General features: G+C 66.8%; 18 protein-coding genes. All 18 read left to right on the forward strand.

What is annotated here, in order from left to right; translation table 11 throughout:
• Nucleotides 1-173 precede the first annotated feature (173 nt).
• Nucleotides 174-479 carry a DUF6107 family protein gene (locus tag ABLE71_RS16215; RefSeq protein WP_348784509.1) on the forward strand — a complete coding sequence of 102 codons (306 nt, stop codon included), beginning with the start codon at nucleotides 174-176 and terminating at the stop codon, nucleotides 477-479.
• Nucleotides 480-603: 124 nt separating this feature from the next.
• Nucleotides 604-1,287: an HK97 family phage prohead protease gene (locus ABLE71_RS16220; RefSeq protein WP_348784510.1), complete on the forward strand. Its 684-nt coding sequence runs from the start codon at nucleotides 604-606 to the stop codon at nucleotides 1,285-1,287.
• Nucleotides 1,284-2,528, forward strand: coding sequence for a phage major capsid protein (locus ABLE71_RS16225; protein ID WP_348784511.1), 1,245 nt, complete (start codon nucleotides 1,284-1,286; stop codon nucleotides 2,526-2,528). The genes ABLE71_RS16220 and ABLE71_RS16225 overlap by 4 nt, the downstream gene beginning before the upstream one ends.
• A gap of 265 nt (nucleotides 2,529-2,793) precedes the next feature.
• Nucleotides 2,794-3,363: a head-tail connector protein gene (locus ABLE71_RS16230; protein WP_348784512.1), complete on the forward strand. Its 570-nt coding sequence runs from the start codon at nucleotides 2,794-2,796 to the stop codon at nucleotides 3,361-3,363.
• Nucleotides 3,363-3,698, forward strand: coding sequence for a phage head closure protein (locus ABLE71_RS16235; protein ID WP_348784513.1), 336 nt, complete (start codon nucleotides 3,363-3,365; stop codon nucleotides 3,696-3,698). The genes ABLE71_RS16230 and ABLE71_RS16235 overlap by 1 nt, the downstream gene beginning before the upstream one ends.
• On the forward strand, nucleotides 3,695-3,883 hold the full coding sequence (locus tag ABLE71_RS16240) for a hypothetical protein (RefSeq protein WP_348784514.1): 189 nt from the start codon (nucleotides 3,695-3,697) through the stop codon (nucleotides 3,881-3,883). The genes ABLE71_RS16235 and ABLE71_RS16240 overlap by 4 nt, the downstream gene beginning before the upstream one ends.
• On the forward strand, nucleotides 3,867-4,268 hold the full coding sequence (locus ABLE71_RS16245; RefSeq protein ID WP_348784515.1) for a DUF3168 domain-containing protein: 402 nt from the start codon (nucleotides 3,867-3,869) through the stop codon (nucleotides 4,266-4,268). The genes ABLE71_RS16240 and ABLE71_RS16245 overlap by 17 nt, the downstream gene beginning before the upstream one ends.
• Nucleotides 4,269-4,449: 181 nt before the next feature.
• Nucleotides 4,450-4,860, forward strand: a complete 411-nt coding sequence (locus ABLE71_RS16250; protein ID WP_348784516.1) for a phage major tail protein, TP901-1 family — start codon at nucleotides 4,450-4,452, stop codon at nucleotides 4,858-4,860.
• Nucleotides 4,857-5,198, forward strand: a complete 342-nt coding sequence (locus ABLE71_RS16255) for a gene transfer agent family protein (protein WP_348784517.1) — start codon at nucleotides 4,857-4,859, stop codon at nucleotides 5,196-5,198. The genes ABLE71_RS16250 and ABLE71_RS16255 overlap by 4 nt, the downstream gene beginning before the upstream one ends.
• Nucleotides 5,195-5,452, forward strand: coding sequence for a rcc01693 family protein (locus ABLE71_RS16260; RefSeq protein WP_348785134.1), 258 nt, complete (start codon nucleotides 5,195-5,197; stop codon nucleotides 5,450-5,452). The genes ABLE71_RS16255 and ABLE71_RS16260 overlap by 4 nt, the downstream gene beginning before the upstream one ends.
• 21 nt (nucleotides 5,453-5,473) lie before the next feature.
• A complete protein-coding gene (locus ABLE71_RS16265) occupies nucleotides 5,474-6,049 on the forward strand; it encodes a phage tail tape measure protein (RefSeq protein WP_348784518.1) in 576 nt (191 codons plus the stop codon).
• A 53-nt stretch (nucleotides 6,050-6,102) separates the two neighbouring features.
• Complete coding sequence (locus ABLE71_RS16270) at nucleotides 6,103-6,753, forward strand: DUF2460 domain-containing protein (RefSeq protein WP_348784519.1); 651 nt, start codon at nucleotides 6,103-6,105, stop codon at nucleotides 6,751-6,753.
• Complete coding sequence (locus tag ABLE71_RS16275; protein ID WP_348784520.1) at nucleotides 6,750-7,640, forward strand: DUF2163 domain-containing protein; 891 nt, start codon at nucleotides 6,750-6,752, stop codon at nucleotides 7,638-7,640. Before ABLE71_RS16270 ends, ABLE71_RS16275 begins: the two co-directional genes overlap by 4 nt.
• Nucleotides 7,637-8,077: an NlpC/P60 family protein gene (locus ABLE71_RS16280; protein WP_348784521.1), complete on the forward strand. Its 441-nt coding sequence runs from the start codon at nucleotides 7,637-7,639 to the stop codon at nucleotides 8,075-8,077. The genes ABLE71_RS16275 and ABLE71_RS16280 overlap by 4 nt, the downstream gene beginning before the upstream one ends.
• Before the next feature lie 13 nt (nucleotides 8,078-8,090).
• Nucleotides 8,091-11,987, forward strand: coding sequence for a glycoside hydrolase/phage tail family protein (locus tag ABLE71_RS16285; RefSeq protein WP_348784522.1), 3,897 nt, complete (start codon nucleotides 8,091-8,093; stop codon nucleotides 11,985-11,987).
• 24 nt (nucleotides 11,988-12,011) lie between these two features.
• Entirely contained in the window at nucleotides 12,012-12,218 is a 207-nt protein-coding gene (locus tag ABLE71_RS16290; protein ID WP_348784523.1) for a hypothetical protein, read from the forward strand.
• A gap of 85 nt (nucleotides 12,219-12,303) precedes the next feature.
• Nucleotides 12,304-12,564, forward strand: coding sequence for a hypothetical protein (locus tag ABLE71_RS16295; RefSeq protein ID WP_348784524.1), 261 nt, complete (start codon nucleotides 12,304-12,306; stop codon nucleotides 12,562-12,564).
• A 122-nt stretch (nucleotides 12,565-12,686) separates the two neighbouring features.
• Entirely contained in the window at nucleotides 12,687-13,352 is a 666-nt protein-coding gene (locus ABLE71_RS16300) for a response regulator transcription factor (RefSeq protein WP_348784525.1), read from the forward strand.
• Nucleotides 13,353-13,372: the final 20 nt, after the last annotated feature.

Here is a 13,372-nt window from a genome sequence, read left to right on the forward strand (position 1 = left end):
GTTCGGCGGAGCGTTTGCCGCCAGTCGACTTCGAATTCATGTTCGTTCCTTCGTCTCCGACGAGAACGAACACTCCTTAAATCACACCCTCATTTCTGTGCCATAGGCGCTGATCCCGGACAGTGAAGATGAATAGCGCTTCGGCCGACCAGAATGAACATGGGAGATTTGGCATGACGGATATTTCCGGCACGGGCTGGCTATGGGCGGCCAAGGGCGCCGGCGCGGTCGCGGGGTCCGCGATCTCGCTGGCCTACATCCTGCCGCAGGGCAGGCGCGAGGCGGCGGTGCGCTTCGCGGTGGGCGTGGTCTGCGGCCTTGTCTTCGGCGGAACGGCCGGGCTGAAGATCGCGGTAGAACTCGGCGTCGATCAGCTGATCGGCGCGAGCGAGACGATGCTGATGGGATCGGCGGCGGCGAGCCTCTGCGCCTGGTGGGCGCTGGGGGCGGTTATCAGGATGCTGAAGCGGAAAGGGTAGGGCGGCAAGGGGTGAGGTTGGCGGGCCACCACCCCCCTCTGTCCTGCCGGACATCTCCCCCTCAAGGGGGGGAGATTGGCCTGCCGCGCGGTCGGCGCAACTTCGGAAAAAAAAGGGAAACGGCATGATCAACGAACGGAAGTTCGTCGCGCTGGCGCTCGACGAGGTCGAGCCGGACGGCGTGTTCTCGGGTTATGCGAGCCTGTTCGGCGCCGTCGACCTCGGCAAGGATGTGGTCGAGAAGGGCGCCTTCGCGGCGTCGCTGGAAGCACGCGGGGCGGGCGGCATCCGCATGCTGTTCCAGCATGATCCTGCCGAGCCGATCGGCGTGTGGACCGAGATCCGCGAGGATGCGCGCGGGCTGTTCGTGCGGGGACGGCTGACCAAGGACGTGGCGCGGGCGAGGGAGGTGCTGTCGCTGATGCGCGGCGGCGCGCTCGACGGCCTGTCGATAGGCTTTCGCGCGGTCAGGGCGAAGAACGATCCGAGAAGCGGCGTGCGCCGCATCCTGGAGGCGGACCTCTGGGAGATCTCGGTGGTGACCTTCCCGATGCTGCCCGACGCGCGCATCGACACCGTCAAGGGACGTGGACATCCAGGCAGGGGACGGCTGCCGACGACCAGACAATTCGAAAGCTGGCTCACGCGGGATGCGGGGCTGACGCGAGGCGAGGCCCGGTGCGTGATCGCCAGGGGTTTTGCCGCTCTGCGCGGGCGGGACGCCGCGCCGGATGGGAGCCTGACGGACAAGATCCGCGAGGCCACACGCATGATGACGAAAACAAGAATGTGGGAAACAACACGATGACGGAACAAAACCTTGCCCGCGCGCCTGAGACGAAGTCGGCGGGCCCCGAACTCGCCGACGCATTCGACGAGTTCATGACCACCTTCGTGGCGTTCAAGGACGGCAACGACCGGCGCCTCGCCGAACTGGAAAGCAAGAATGCCGACGTGCTGACATCAGAGAAGGTCGACCGCATCTCCAAGGCGCTGGACGAGCAGAAGCGCGCGATCGACAATCTGACGCTGAAGAAGATCCGGCCGGCCCTTGGGCGTGACGGGCGGGCGATGCCCAGCGAACACAAGCAGGCGTTCGACGCCTATATGCGTTCGGGCGACGACCGCCTGATCCGTGCGCTCGACACCAAGGCGATGTCCTACGGCTCCGGCCAGGATGGCGGCTATCTGGTGCCCGACGAGACCGAGACCGAGATCGGCAAGCGGCTGGCGGAGCTGTCGCCGATCCGCTCGATCGCGACCGTGCGCCAGGTGTCGGCGGCGGTGCTGAAAAAGCCCTTCTCGATCACCGGGCCGGCGGTCGGCTGGGTGGCCGAGACGGCGGCGCGTCCGCAGACCAACACGGCCACACTTGCCGAACTTTCCTTCCCGACGATGGAGCTCTACGCCATGCCGGCGGCGACCGCCTCGCTGCTCGAAGACACGGTGGTCGACCTCGACCAGTGGATTTCGAGCGAGGTGGAAGCCGCCTTCGCCGAGCAGGAGGGCACGGCCTTCGTCGCCGGCGACGGCACCAACAAGCCGAAGGGTTTCCTCGACTACACCAAGGTCGCGGAAGTGAGCTGGGTGTGGGGACAGATCGGCTATGTCGCGACCGGCGTTTCCGGCGCGCTGCCGGCGAGCGATCCGTCCGACGTGCTGATCGACACGGTCTATGCGCTGAAGTCGGGCTACCGGCAGAACGCCAACTGGGTGATGAACCGCAAGACGCAAGCCGCGATCCGCAAGCTGAAGGACGCCGACGGCAACTACCTCTGGCAGCCGCCGGCGGCGGCGGGGAGCCGCGCCATGCTGATGGGCTTCCCGCTGGTCGAGGCGGAAGACATGCCGGACTCTGGCGCCAACACCACGCCGATCGCCTTCGGCGATTTCAGCCGCGGCTATCTGGTCGTGGACCGCACCGGGGTGCGCGTGCTGCGCGATCCGTATTCGGCGAAACCCTACGTGCTGTTCTACACGACCAAGCGCGTCGGCGGCGGGGTGCAGGACTTCGATGCGATCAAGCTCCTGAAATATGGAGTGTCGTAAATCGGTTTCTAACTCTACTCCTGCGGCCATCTGCGGGCGTCTTCTGCGCTTCCGGTGCTCACGTACTCTAAGTACGCTCCGCTCCGGTTCTCGAAGCCGCTCCGCAGCTGACTCGCAGGAGCGAGTTATCGAACCGATTTCCCGCCAATCGCCAACGTTCGCAAACCGGCTACGGTGACAGCCTAGCAGGCTGAGCGCGGCCGTCGCGGCCCCGGTGTCTCTCCAGCCGGGGCCGCTCTTTTCCTCCAGCGCAAAGATGGAAAGCATGACGCTTTTTCGAACCGTCGAACCGGCGGCCGAGCCGGTGACGCTTGCCGACGTGAAGGCGCATCTGAGGATCGCTGATAACAGTGAGGACAGCCTGCTCGAAGGGCTGATCCGAGCGGCGCGCGAAGACCTCGAGCGGGCGACCGGCGTCGCGCTGATCGACCAGGACTGGCGCTTGGCGCTGGATCATTGGCCGAGCCAGGGTTGTGCACTGCTGACTGTTCATCCGGTGCGCGAGGTGTTGTCGGTGACGGCCTTCGGCACCGAAGGCGAGGCCTCGCTGATCAACCCTGAAGACTACCAGCTCGACACGCTGTCGCGGCCGGCCAGGCTGCACCTGGAGACGCGGCCCGAGCCGCTGCGCATCTTCAACGGAATCGAGATCGATTTTTCGGCCGGCTACGGCGAGGCGGGCACTGATGTGCCCGACCTCCTGAAGCGGGCGATCCTGCTGCTCGTGGGGCATTGGTATGAATTCCGCGCACATTTCGAACCGGCCGAACAGCCGGTTTCCTATCCCGCCGCCTATGATCGCATCGTCGCCTCCTACCGCTCGCGGAGACTGTGATGCGGACGCTGTTCCTCGATCCGGGGGGGCTGCGCAGCGAGCTCGCACTGCAGGCCAGCACGCCCGTGCCCGATGGGCTCGGTGGGCATACGGAGAGCTGGGCGGAGATCGCGACGGTGTTTGCGAAGATCGAGCCGGTCACGGCGACGAGCAGCTTCGGTCCGGACCAGACGGTGGAGACGGTGACGCATCGCGTGACGCTGCGCTGGCGCAGCGGCGTCGCCAGCGGCATGCGCTTCGTCAGGCAAGGCAGGATTTTCGACATAGTGACGGTGCACGATCCGGACGATATCGGGCGCTACCTCGTGTGCCGCGCAAGGGAGACGGGACTGTGAAGCTGGCGATGCAATTGACGCTTGACGGGATGATCCGCGCCATGCGCCTGAAGGTGCATACTATGGGTGAGGACTACGAAGTCGCCGAGCGCCGGGCGGCGGCGCGCAACGACGACGTGCTGGCGCTGCTGGCGGCGGAATCGCGGCGGCATGCACTGGAGGCTGGCGATGAGTTCGGCCGCTGAACTGCAGAAGGCGATCTTCGAGGCGCTGGGTGCGAATGGCGCGCTGACCGCGCTGGTGGGCGCGCGCATCCACGATCACGCGCCGGCCAACGTCGCCTTTCCCTACCTCACCTTCGGGCGCACCAGCATCTACGACTGGAGCACCGGCACGGAGAGCGGCAGCGAGCAGCTCTTCACGCTGCATGTCTGGTCGAAAGGCAAGGGCAAGAAGGAGGTGCTGGAGATCATGGAGCTGGCCCGCGCCACGCTGCACGACGCCGCGCTCGAGCTGGAAGGCCACCGGCTGGTCAACCTCCGGCTCGAATTTTCCGAGGCCAGGTATGACGAGGATCTGTCGGTGCATCATGGACTACTGCGGTTTCGCGCAGTGACCGAGCCAGCCTGATATTCAGGTGAGCCGGCCTGCAAACGGTGGCTTTCTGCGCTTCCGGTGCTCACGTACCCGAAAGTACGCTCCGCTCCGGTTCTCGAAATCCACCATTTTCGACTCGGCCTGACCCGAATCTCAGGCCGGCTCAAGCCGAGCGCACCCGAGACAAATTTCATCACAATCAGGAGACCGAAAAATGGTCGCACAGAAGGGCAAGGACCTTCTTCTGAAAATCGACGGCGAAGCCGGCTTCGTGACGGTCGCGGGGCTGCGTTCCAAGCGCATCGCCTTCAACAGCCAGACGGTCGACATCACCGATGCGGATTCGGCCGGGCGATGGCGTGAACTGCTCGCGGGCGCGGGCGTGCAGCGCGCGGCGGTCAGCGGCTCGGGCATCTTCAAGGATGCGCAGTCCGATGCGCTGATGCGTCAGCGCTTCTTCGCCGGCGAGATCGCCGATTGGCGGCTCGCCGTGCCGGACTTCGGCACGGTGGAGGGGCCGTTCCAGATCACCTCGCTCGAATATACCGGCAGCCACGACGGCGAGGTGACCTTCGACGTGGCGCTGGAGTCGGCGGGCCCGGTGAGCTTCACGGTGGCGGCATGACGGCGAACAGAAGGCGCGGCGAGATCGACGCCACGCTAGACGGCAAGGAGTACCGGCTCTGCCTGACGCTCGGCGCGCTTGCCGAACTGGAGGCCGCCTATGCAGCCGACGATCTCGGCGCGCTGGTCGAGCGCTTTTCGCGCGGGCGGCTGTCGGCGCTCGACATGATCCGCGTCATCGGCGCCGGCCTGCGCGGCGCCGGCAACGACATTTCCGACGACGGCGTGCGGGCCATGCGCTCGGACGAGGGCGCGGCGGGTTTCGCGGCTGTTGTCAGCGATCTCCTGACGACGACATTCGGCACGGCGCGCGCGGAAGGCGAGCCGCCAAACCCCTGAACGCCGCAGACGGCAGGGCAAACGAATTTCCGTGGGACAGCGTCATGGCCGCGGCATTCGGCCTGCTGCGGCTTTCGCCCGGGGATTTCTGGTCGATGACGCCGCGCGAGATGGAACGCGCGATGAGCGTGCTCGGCGGCGAGCGGGTCGGCGCGCCGGGGCGGCATGAGTTGGCCGAGCTGATGCATAGATTTCCGGATCATTTCACCCCCACCCCTAACCGCTCCCCACAAGGGGGAGGGGGACGAGCCTGAGCGGCGAAGGAGTAGACCCAAATGGCCGAGGACGTGACCGTCAGGATCGATGCTGATACGCAGCCGTTCCAGGACGCGCTGCAGAACCTGGAAAAGCTGTCGGCGAGTTTCGGCTCGCAGCTTTCCGGCGCGCTGAAGAGTGCCGCCGTCAGCGGCAAGGATCTCGACGACATCTTGCGGCGGATCGGGCTGAACCTAGCCGGCCTGGCGCTGGAGCAGGGGCTGAAGCCGCTGCAGTCGCTGGCCGGCGGGCTGTCCTCCAGCCTGCTCAGCGGGCTGTCGGGGCTGCTGCCCTTCGCCAAGGGCGGCGTGCCGGGTCATGTGGTGCCTTTCGCTTCAGGCGGGGTGGTTTCGGCGCCGAGCTATTTCCCGATGGGCAGGAATGTCGGCGTGATGGGCGAGGCGGGGCCCGAGGCGATCCTGCCGCTGCAACGCTCGGCCGACGGAAGGCTGGGGGTGGCGGCGGCCGGCGGAGGCGCGTCCGTCAATGTCGTCTTCAACGTGACGACGACGGATGCCGCCTCCTTCCGCAAGTCCGAGGCGCAAGTGACGGGCATGCTGGCCAGGGCGGTGTCGCGGGGAACGAGGACTTTCTGAGGGATTTCAAGTGAGGCCGGCCTGCCAGTCCAAATCTCAACCAGGAGCGAATGGTGTCGGAACTTTCGAACTTTCACGACGTGCGGTTTCCGCTCGGCGTTTCGTTCGGCGCGACCGGCGGGCCGGAGCGGCGTAACGAGATCGTCTCGCTGACCTCGGGGCGCGAGAAGCGCAATGCGCGCTTCTCGCAGTCGCGCCATCACTACGATGCAGGGACGGGCGTACGCTCGCTCGCCGACCTGCATGACGTGCTGGTCTTCTTCGAGGCGCGGCGGGGTTCGCTGCATGCCTTCCGTTTTCGCGACCCGTTCGACATGAAGTCGTGCCGGCCGGAGGAGGCGGTGTCGGCGGCCGATCAGGCGATCGGAACCGGCGACGGGACGACGGTGCGCTTCGCGTTGGTGAAGACCTATGGCGAGGGCGAGGACGCCTATCAAAGGCTGATTGCGAGGCCGGTGGCGGAGACGCTGCGCGTGGCGGTCGATGGCGTCGAAAAGGCGTCGCCCGCGGACTGGAGCTTCGATTTCTCGACCGGCGAGATCGTGTTTGCGCCGGGCAGCGTCCCCGGGACTGGCGATGCGGTGACGGCAGGCTACGAGTTCGACGTACCGGTGCGCTTCGACACCGAGCGCATCGAAATCAGCCTTACGGCCTTCAAGGCAGGGCAGATCCCGTCGATTCCGCTGGTCGAGGTGCAGCAATGAGCCTCTATCCCGAAACGCTGGCCGCGCATCTCGGGCGCGAGGTGACGACCGTCTGTCACTGCTGGCGGCTGACCCGCACCGACGGCTGGATGGCGGGCTACACCGATCACGACCGCCCGCTGATATCAGGCGCAACTGTTTTTGCCCCGCAAACGGGGCTCGCCGCCAGCGAGGCGCGCGACACGCTGGGGCTCGCGGTGGATACGGTCGATGTCGAGGGCGCGCTGTCGTCGGACGACATTGGCGAGGAGGACATTGCCGCCGGCCTCTATGACGGGGCGGTGGTCGAGACGTTCCTGGTCAACTGGCGGCAGCCGGAAGACTTCGTTCTGCTGCGCAAGGCGACGGTGGGAAAAATCACGCGTTCGGATGGGCGTTTCGTGGCCGAGCTCGAAAGCGCGGCGCATGCGCTCGACCGGCCGAATGGGCGATATGTGAGCCGCACATGCGATGCAGAACTAGGCGATGCGCGCTGCGGCTTCGCTCCAGACAACCCTGATTTCACCGGGGCGGGGACGGTGGCGGCATGGGAAGCGCCGTCGACGCTGGTGGTGAGCGGGCTCGACGGCTTCGAGGCCGGATGGTTCGCCCATGGCGTGCTGAGCTGGACGACGGGCGCCAATGCCGGCCGCAGCGAGCGCGTCGAGGAGCATCGCAAGGACGCGACGGGTACGCGGCTGGTGCTGCGCCCGCGAAGCGGGATGGCTGCTGCGGAAGGCGACACGTTCTCGGCCGTCGCCGGCTGCGACAAGAAATTCGCGACCTGCAAGGCGAAATTCGCCAATGCGCTGAACTTCCGCGGCTTCCCGCATCTGCCCGGCAACGACGCGGCCTATGGCTATGTCGTCGACGGCGGCCGGTTCGACGGCGGGCCGGTGGTGCCATGAAGGCCGGGTCGATTACCGAGACGGTGGTGGCCGAAGCGCTGTCCTGGTTGGGCACGCCCTATCGGCACCAGGGGCGGCGCAAGGGCGTTGGCTGCGACTGCCTCGGGCTGGTGCTCGGCGTATGGCGCGCGATCTACCGCGACGTGCCCGAACTGCCGGGACCCTATGCGCCCGACTGGGCGGAGGCCGGCGGCGAGGAAAGATTATTGGCGGCGATGCGCAGGCATTTCCGGGAGAAGCCGCCAAACGCGATGGCGCCGGGCGATTTGCTGCTCTTCCGCTGGCGGCCGCACCTTCCGGCCAAGCATGCCGGCGTGCTGGTTGAGCCCGGCAGCTTCGTCCATGCCTATCAGGGCAACGCCGTGTCGCTGTCGCCGCTGGTGCCGCAATGGCGGCGGCGCATCGCCGGCGTGTTCGCCTTTCCAGAGAAGAACTGACTGAGGACGCCGCATGGCAACAATCCTGCTCCAGGCCGCCGGCGCGGCCATCGGCGGCCTGCTCGGTCCGATCGGCAGTGCGCTGGGTGCGGCGGCCGGCGCGCTGGCCGGCTACACGATCGACCAGGCGCTGATCAACGGCACGCGCCGCATCGAGGGGCCGAGGTTGTCGGGCGCGCGGCCCTTCACCGCCGAAGAGGGCGCGGCGATCCCACGCGTCTATGGTACGGCGCGTATCGGCGGCATCATGATCTGGGCGACGCGTTTCGAGGAGACGCGCACGACGCGACGGCAAGGCGGCAAGACCGGCCCGAAGGTCACCGAGTACAACTATTTCGCCAATGTCGCCTTCGCGCTTTGCGAGGGCGAGATCGCGGGCATCAGGCGCGTCTGGGCGGACGGGCGCGAGATCGACCGGGACAAGGTCGAGCTGCGCATCCATCGCGGCAGCGAGGCGCAGGCCGTCGACCCGCTGGTCTCGGCGAAGCAGGGGGCGGGCAACACGCCGGCCTATCGCGGCACGGCCTATGTGGTGGTCGAACGCTTTGCGCTGGCCGACTACGGCAACCGCGTCCCGCAGTTCCAGTTCGAGGTGCTCAGGCCGGTCGGTGAGCTACCGAAGAGAATACGCGCCATTTCGCTGATCCCCGGCGCGACCGAATACGGGCTGTCCCCGACGCTGGTGACGCGGCAGCATAGGCAGGGCGAGACGGAGGCGGTGAATCGTCACACGCTACTCGAAGGCAGCGATCTGACGGCCTCGCTCGACGAGTTGCAGATGCTCTGCCCGAACCTGGAACATGTGGCGCTTGTCGTCGCCTGGTTCGGCGACGATCTCAGGGCTGGGGAGTGCAAGATGCGCCCGGCGGTGACGACGAGCAACGGTTCCGGATTCTCGAAGGCGTGGACGGTGTCGGGCGTGTCGCGCGCGTCGGCGATGGTCGTCTCGACGCATGACGAAGGCGCTGCCTATGGCGGGACGCCATCGGACCGGAGCGTCATGGACGCGATCGCCGAGATCAAGGCGCGCGGGCTGAAGGTCACGCTTTATCCGTTCATCATGATGGACGTGCCTGATGACAACGAGTTGCCCGACCCCTACGGCAATCCGGCGCAGCCCGCCTATCCCTGGCGCGGGCGCATCACCGCCGACCCGGCGCCGCTGATGCCCGGCACGGCTGACCGCACCGCGGCGGCGCGCGACCAGGTCAAGGATTTTTGCGGCAACGCGCTGCCCGGGCAGTTTTCGGCCTCGGCGAGCACGATCAATTTTTCGGGTTCTTCCGGCGACTGGGGATACCGGCGCTTCGTGCTGCACCATGCAAAGCTGGCGCAGGCCGCGGGCGGGGTCGACGCCTTCCTGCTCGGCAGCGAGCTGCGCGGGCTGACCACGCTGCGCGACGAGAGCGACGTTTTTCCCTTCGTGGAGGAGCTCTGCGCGCTGGCCGGCGACGTGCGCGCGATGCTTGGACCCTCGACCAGGATCACCTACGGCGCCGACTGGAGCGAATATTTTGGGCACCACCCGCTCGACGGCACTGGCAACGTCTATTTCCACCTCGATGCGCTGTGGGCGCATCCTGATATCGACGCCGTCGGCATCGACAATTACATGCCGCTGTCGGACTGGCGCGACGGCGATCATGCGACCGGAAATCCGGATGGGTTCGCCGGTCCGTACGATCCCGATGGGCTGCGCTCGGCGATTACCGGCGGGGAGGGCTTCGACTGGCATTATCCGAGCTTCGCCGCGCGGCAGGCGCGCGAGCGGACGGAAATCGCCGACGGGGCGTTCGGAAAGCCGTGGGTGTTCCGCAACAAGGACCTGAAGGGCTGGTGGTCGCAGCAGCATTTCGACCGCATCGACGGCGAGGAGGCGCTAGCGCCGACGGCCTGGACACCGGAAAGCAAGCCGATCATCTTTACCGAGATCGGTTGTCCCGCGATGGACAAGGGGCCGAACCAGCCCAACGTATTCTCCGATCCGAAATCGGCCGAAAGCATGCGGCCCCATTTTTCGAGCGGCGGGCGCAGCGACCTCGCGCAGCAGCGATTCCTCATGGTGCATCATCGCTATTGGGATCCCGATGACGAGAGTTTCAGCGAGGCGGCTAACCCCGTCTCGACGGTCGACGGCAGGCGCATGGTCGATCCCGAGCGGCTCTATGTCTGGGCCTGGGACGCGCGGCCCTATCCGGCGTTTCCTGTGCGTGCCGACCGCTGGTCGGATCATGGCAACTGGCATTACGGCCACTGGCTGAACGGCAGGATCGGCAATCCTGATGTCGGCGAGTTGATCAACGCGATCCTGGACGACCATGGGCTGCCGCCGGCTTCGGTCGAGGGCGCTTACGGTACGGTACACGGATACCTCATCGACGAGCCGGGCTCGGCGCGCGGAGCCTTGGAGCCGCTGACGGAACTGTTCGGGCTCGCCGTGTTCGAGACGCCGGACGGGCTGGCGTTTCGCAGCGAAGCAGGGCAGGCGGCGGCACCCGTCGAGATCGCCGAGATGGTCTCGGACGGCCGCGAGCCGGTCATCGAGACGGTGCGCACGCCGGACCATCAACTGCCGGCCGAGGCGGTGCTGAGCTTCCGCGATCCGCTGGTCGACTACCAGGCGATCTCCGTGCGGCAGACACGCGCCGGCGCGCCGGGCAGCCGCCAGCATGCGATCGGATTTTCCGGCGTGCTGGAGGCGGGGCAGGGCAGCGCGCTGGTCGGCGACTGGCTCTCCCGCGTCTGGAACGAGCGCGAGCGAACGACCTTTGCCGTGGCGCAGCCGAACGAGGGGATCGTGCCGGGCGCTATTGCGCGCCTGCCCGGCCGCGATGACGATTGGCTCGTCACCGAGATCGAGGACGGGCTGGTGCGGAAAGTGTCGGCGCGGCAGATCGTGCGCGCAGCACCCGGGCTGTGGCAGTCGGCCAATCCCGGCGTGATCTCGGCCGCGCCGCTGGTTGTCGGGCAGCCGCTGGCGCTGTTCCTCGACCTGCCGATGGGGGCGGGGCCGGGCGAGCCGCAGGACCAGTTCCGCGCCGCTGCATGGCAGAAGCCTTGGAAGAGCCAGGCCGTCTTCGCCTCGCCGGAGGATACGGGTTTCGCCCAGCGCACGACGATCAGCCAGGCGGCCGATCTCGGCGTGCTGACGCATGCGCTGCCGCCGGGCGTCGTCGGGCGAGTCGATCATTCGGCTGATATCACGGTCGAACTTTACGGCGGCGAGTTGTCGAACATCAGTCGCACCTTGTTGCTGAACGGCGCCAACGCGGTGGCGATCCGCTCGGCTGATGGAGCCTGGGGGATCGTGCAGTTCGAGGCGGCGGAGGAAATCGCGCCCGACGTCTGGCGGCTGGGCGGGCTGCTGCGCGGCCAGCTCGGCACCGACGATGCGACTGCGGCCGGGGCCGAGGCCGGCGCGCATCTGGTCGTGCTCGACGACGCCGTGCAGGCCGCGGGGCTGCTCGCCGGCGAGGCCGGGCTGGAACTCAACTGGCGCGTCGGGCCGGCCGGCTCGGATCTGTCAGGCGCGAATTTCTCGGACCATTCGGAGATCGGCGGATTGCGCGCGCTGCTGCCGCTGTCGCCGGTGCATCTGCGCGCGAAAAAGGACGCATCCGGCGACGTGACGCTGAGCTGGATCAGGCGCGGGCGTATCGACGCCGACAACTGGACGGCGAGCGACATTCAGCTCGGCGAGGAGCGCGAGGAATACCGGGTCGAGATCGCGCAAGCCGGCGGCGCCGTCGTGCGCACCGAGACGGTGCTCGCGCCGGGCTTTCTCTATGATAGCGCAGCAATCGCCGCGGACTTTGGCGCGCCGCCCGGTGAAATCGACGTCACGGTCAGCCAGCTCAGCCTGGCGGCCGGCTGGGGCCTGCAGGCGACGCGCCGCCTTTCGCTTTCATGAACTTCAACGAATGCGGGAAAAACAATGGCCGACAGCAAACCGTGGTATCTTTCGCGCACCATCTGGGCCTCGCTGATCACGATTCTGACGGCAGGGGCCGGGATTTTGGGCGTGCCCGTTGCCGGCCTCGACAATTCGGCGCTGACCGACACGCTGCTCCAGGCGATCACCGCGATCAGCGGGCTGGTGGCGATTTTTGGGCGGCTGGGTGCGAGCAGCAGGATTGGGTGAGAATAGTTGGAACGCGTGGGCATCGGGAAAATTCCTTCCCCATCGTTCATTCCCCGTTCAGCGCCGATGCGCTAGAACGCGTGGCATGATGATTTTTCGCGCCCTTTCCCGGTTTGCCGCGCTCGGCCTTTTCTCGGCCGGGCTGCTCGGGCCGCAGGCCGGGCCAGGTGCAGCCGCGGACTGCGCTTCGATGGGCCGGCAGATCGCCGCCGAGAACGGCGGGAAGCTCATCCAGGCGGCCGAGTCGAACCAGGGCGGGCGGCCCGTCTGCGTCGTGATGATCCTGCTGCCGGCCAAGGACGGCCAGCCGCCGCGCCGCGACAGGCAGGTGATTCCGCTCGACTGAGCGCCGTCACAAGCTGCTTTCCCAAACGCCCGGATTTCGCCTATGTCTCATGCACTTCCCGAAATCCGGCTGGCACCACGCCCCAAACCCAACTGTCCACAGGCCCTATAGGACCTTCCCCCATGCGGATACTCGTCGTCGAGGATGACAAGGACCTCAACCGCCAGATCTCCGAGGCGCTGACCGACGCCGGCTATGTCGTCGACAAGGCGTTCGACGGGGAGGAGGGGCATTTCCTCGGCGATACGGAACCCTACGATGCGATCGTGCTCGACATCGGCCTGCCGCAGATGGACGGCATCAGCGTCGTCGAGCGCTGGCGGCGCGACGGCAAGAAGATGCCGGTGCTGATCCTCACCGCGCGCGACCGCTGGAGCGACAAGGTGTCGGGCATCGACGCCGGCGCCGACGATTATGTGACCAAGCCCTTCCATATCGAGGAGGTGCTTGCCCGCGTGCGGGCGCTGATCCGGCGCGCCGCCGGCCATGCTTCCTCCGAATTGACCTGCGGGCCCCTGAGGCTCGACACCAAGGCGTCGAAGGCCGATGTCGATGGCAAGCCGCTGAAGCTGACCTCGCACGAGTTCCGGCTGCTCGCCTATCTGATGCATCACATGGGCGAGGTGGTATCGCGCACCGAGCTCGTGGAGCATCTCTACGACCAGGATTTCGACCGCGATTCCAACACGATCGAGGTGTTTGTCGGCCGCCTGCGCAAGAAGATGGGCATCGACATGATCGAGACCGTGCGCGGCATGGGGTATCGCATGCGCGAGCCCGAGGTCTGACCGGCGGACGATGGTCTAGA

The sequence above is a fragment of the Mesorhizobium sp. KR9-304 genome (assembly GCF_040049215.1).
Lineage (GTDB): Bacteria > Pseudomonadota > Alphaproteobacteria > Rhizobiales > Rhizobiaceae > Mesorhizobium_K.

Excerpts from the sequence above, each read along its gene's own strand:
- ABLE71_RS16275 (WP_348784520.1), top strand. The coding sequence starts at position 6,750 with ATGAGCCTCTATCCCGAAACGCTGGCCGCGCATCTCGGGCGCGAGGTG.
- ABLE71_RS16235 (WP_348784513.1), top strand. The coding sequence starts at position 3,363 with ATGCGGACGCTGTTCCTCGATCCGGGGGGGCTGCGCAGCGAGCTCGCA.
- ABLE71_RS16280 (WP_348784521.1), top strand. The coding sequence starts at position 7,637 with ATGAAGGCCGGGTCGATTACCGAGACGGTGGTGGCCGAAGCGCTGTCC.
- ABLE71_RS16290 (WP_348784523.1), top strand. The coding sequence starts at position 12,012 with ATGGCCGACAGCAAACCGTGGTATCTTTCGCGCACCATCTGGGCCTCG.
- ABLE71_RS16215 (WP_348784509.1), top strand. The coding sequence starts at position 174 with ATGACGGATATTTCCGGCACGGGCTGGCTATGGGCGGCCAAGGGCGCC.
- ABLE71_RS16300 (WP_348784525.1), top strand. The coding sequence starts at position 12,687 with ATGCGGATACTCGTCGTCGAGGATGACAAGGACCTCAACCGCCAGATC.
- ABLE71_RS16250 (WP_348784516.1), top strand. The coding sequence starts at position 4,450 with ATGGTCGCACAGAAGGGCAAGGACCTTCTTCTGAAAATCGACGGCGAA.
- ABLE71_RS16225 (WP_348784511.1), top strand. The coding sequence starts at position 1,284 with ATGACGGAACAAAACCTTGCCCGCGCGCCTGAGACGAAGTCGGCGGGC.
- ABLE71_RS16245 (WP_348784515.1), top strand. The coding sequence starts at position 3,867 with ATGAGTTCGGCCGCTGAACTGCAGAAGGCGATCTTCGAGGCGCTGGGT.
- ABLE71_RS16255 (WP_348784517.1), top strand. The coding sequence starts at position 4,857 with ATGACGGCGAACAGAAGGCGCGGCGAGATCGACGCCACGCTAGACGGC.
- ABLE71_RS16285 (WP_348784522.1), top strand. The coding sequence starts at position 8,091 with ATGGCAACAATCCTGCTCCAGGCCGCCGGCGCGGCCATCGGCGGCCTG.
- ABLE71_RS16295 (WP_348784524.1), top strand. The coding sequence starts at position 12,304 with ATGATGATTTTTCGCGCCCTTTCCCGGTTTGCCGCGCTCGGCCTTTTC.
- ABLE71_RS16265 (WP_348784518.1), top strand. The coding sequence starts at position 5,474 with ATGGCCGAGGACGTGACCGTCAGGATCGATGCTGATACGCAGCCGTTC.
- ABLE71_RS16220 (WP_348784510.1), top strand. The coding sequence starts at position 604 with ATGATCAACGAACGGAAGTTCGTCGCGCTGGCGCTCGACGAGGTCGAG.
- ABLE71_RS16230 (WP_348784512.1), top strand. The coding sequence starts at position 2,794 with ATGACGCTTTTTCGAACCGTCGAACCGGCGGCCGAGCCGGTGACGCTT.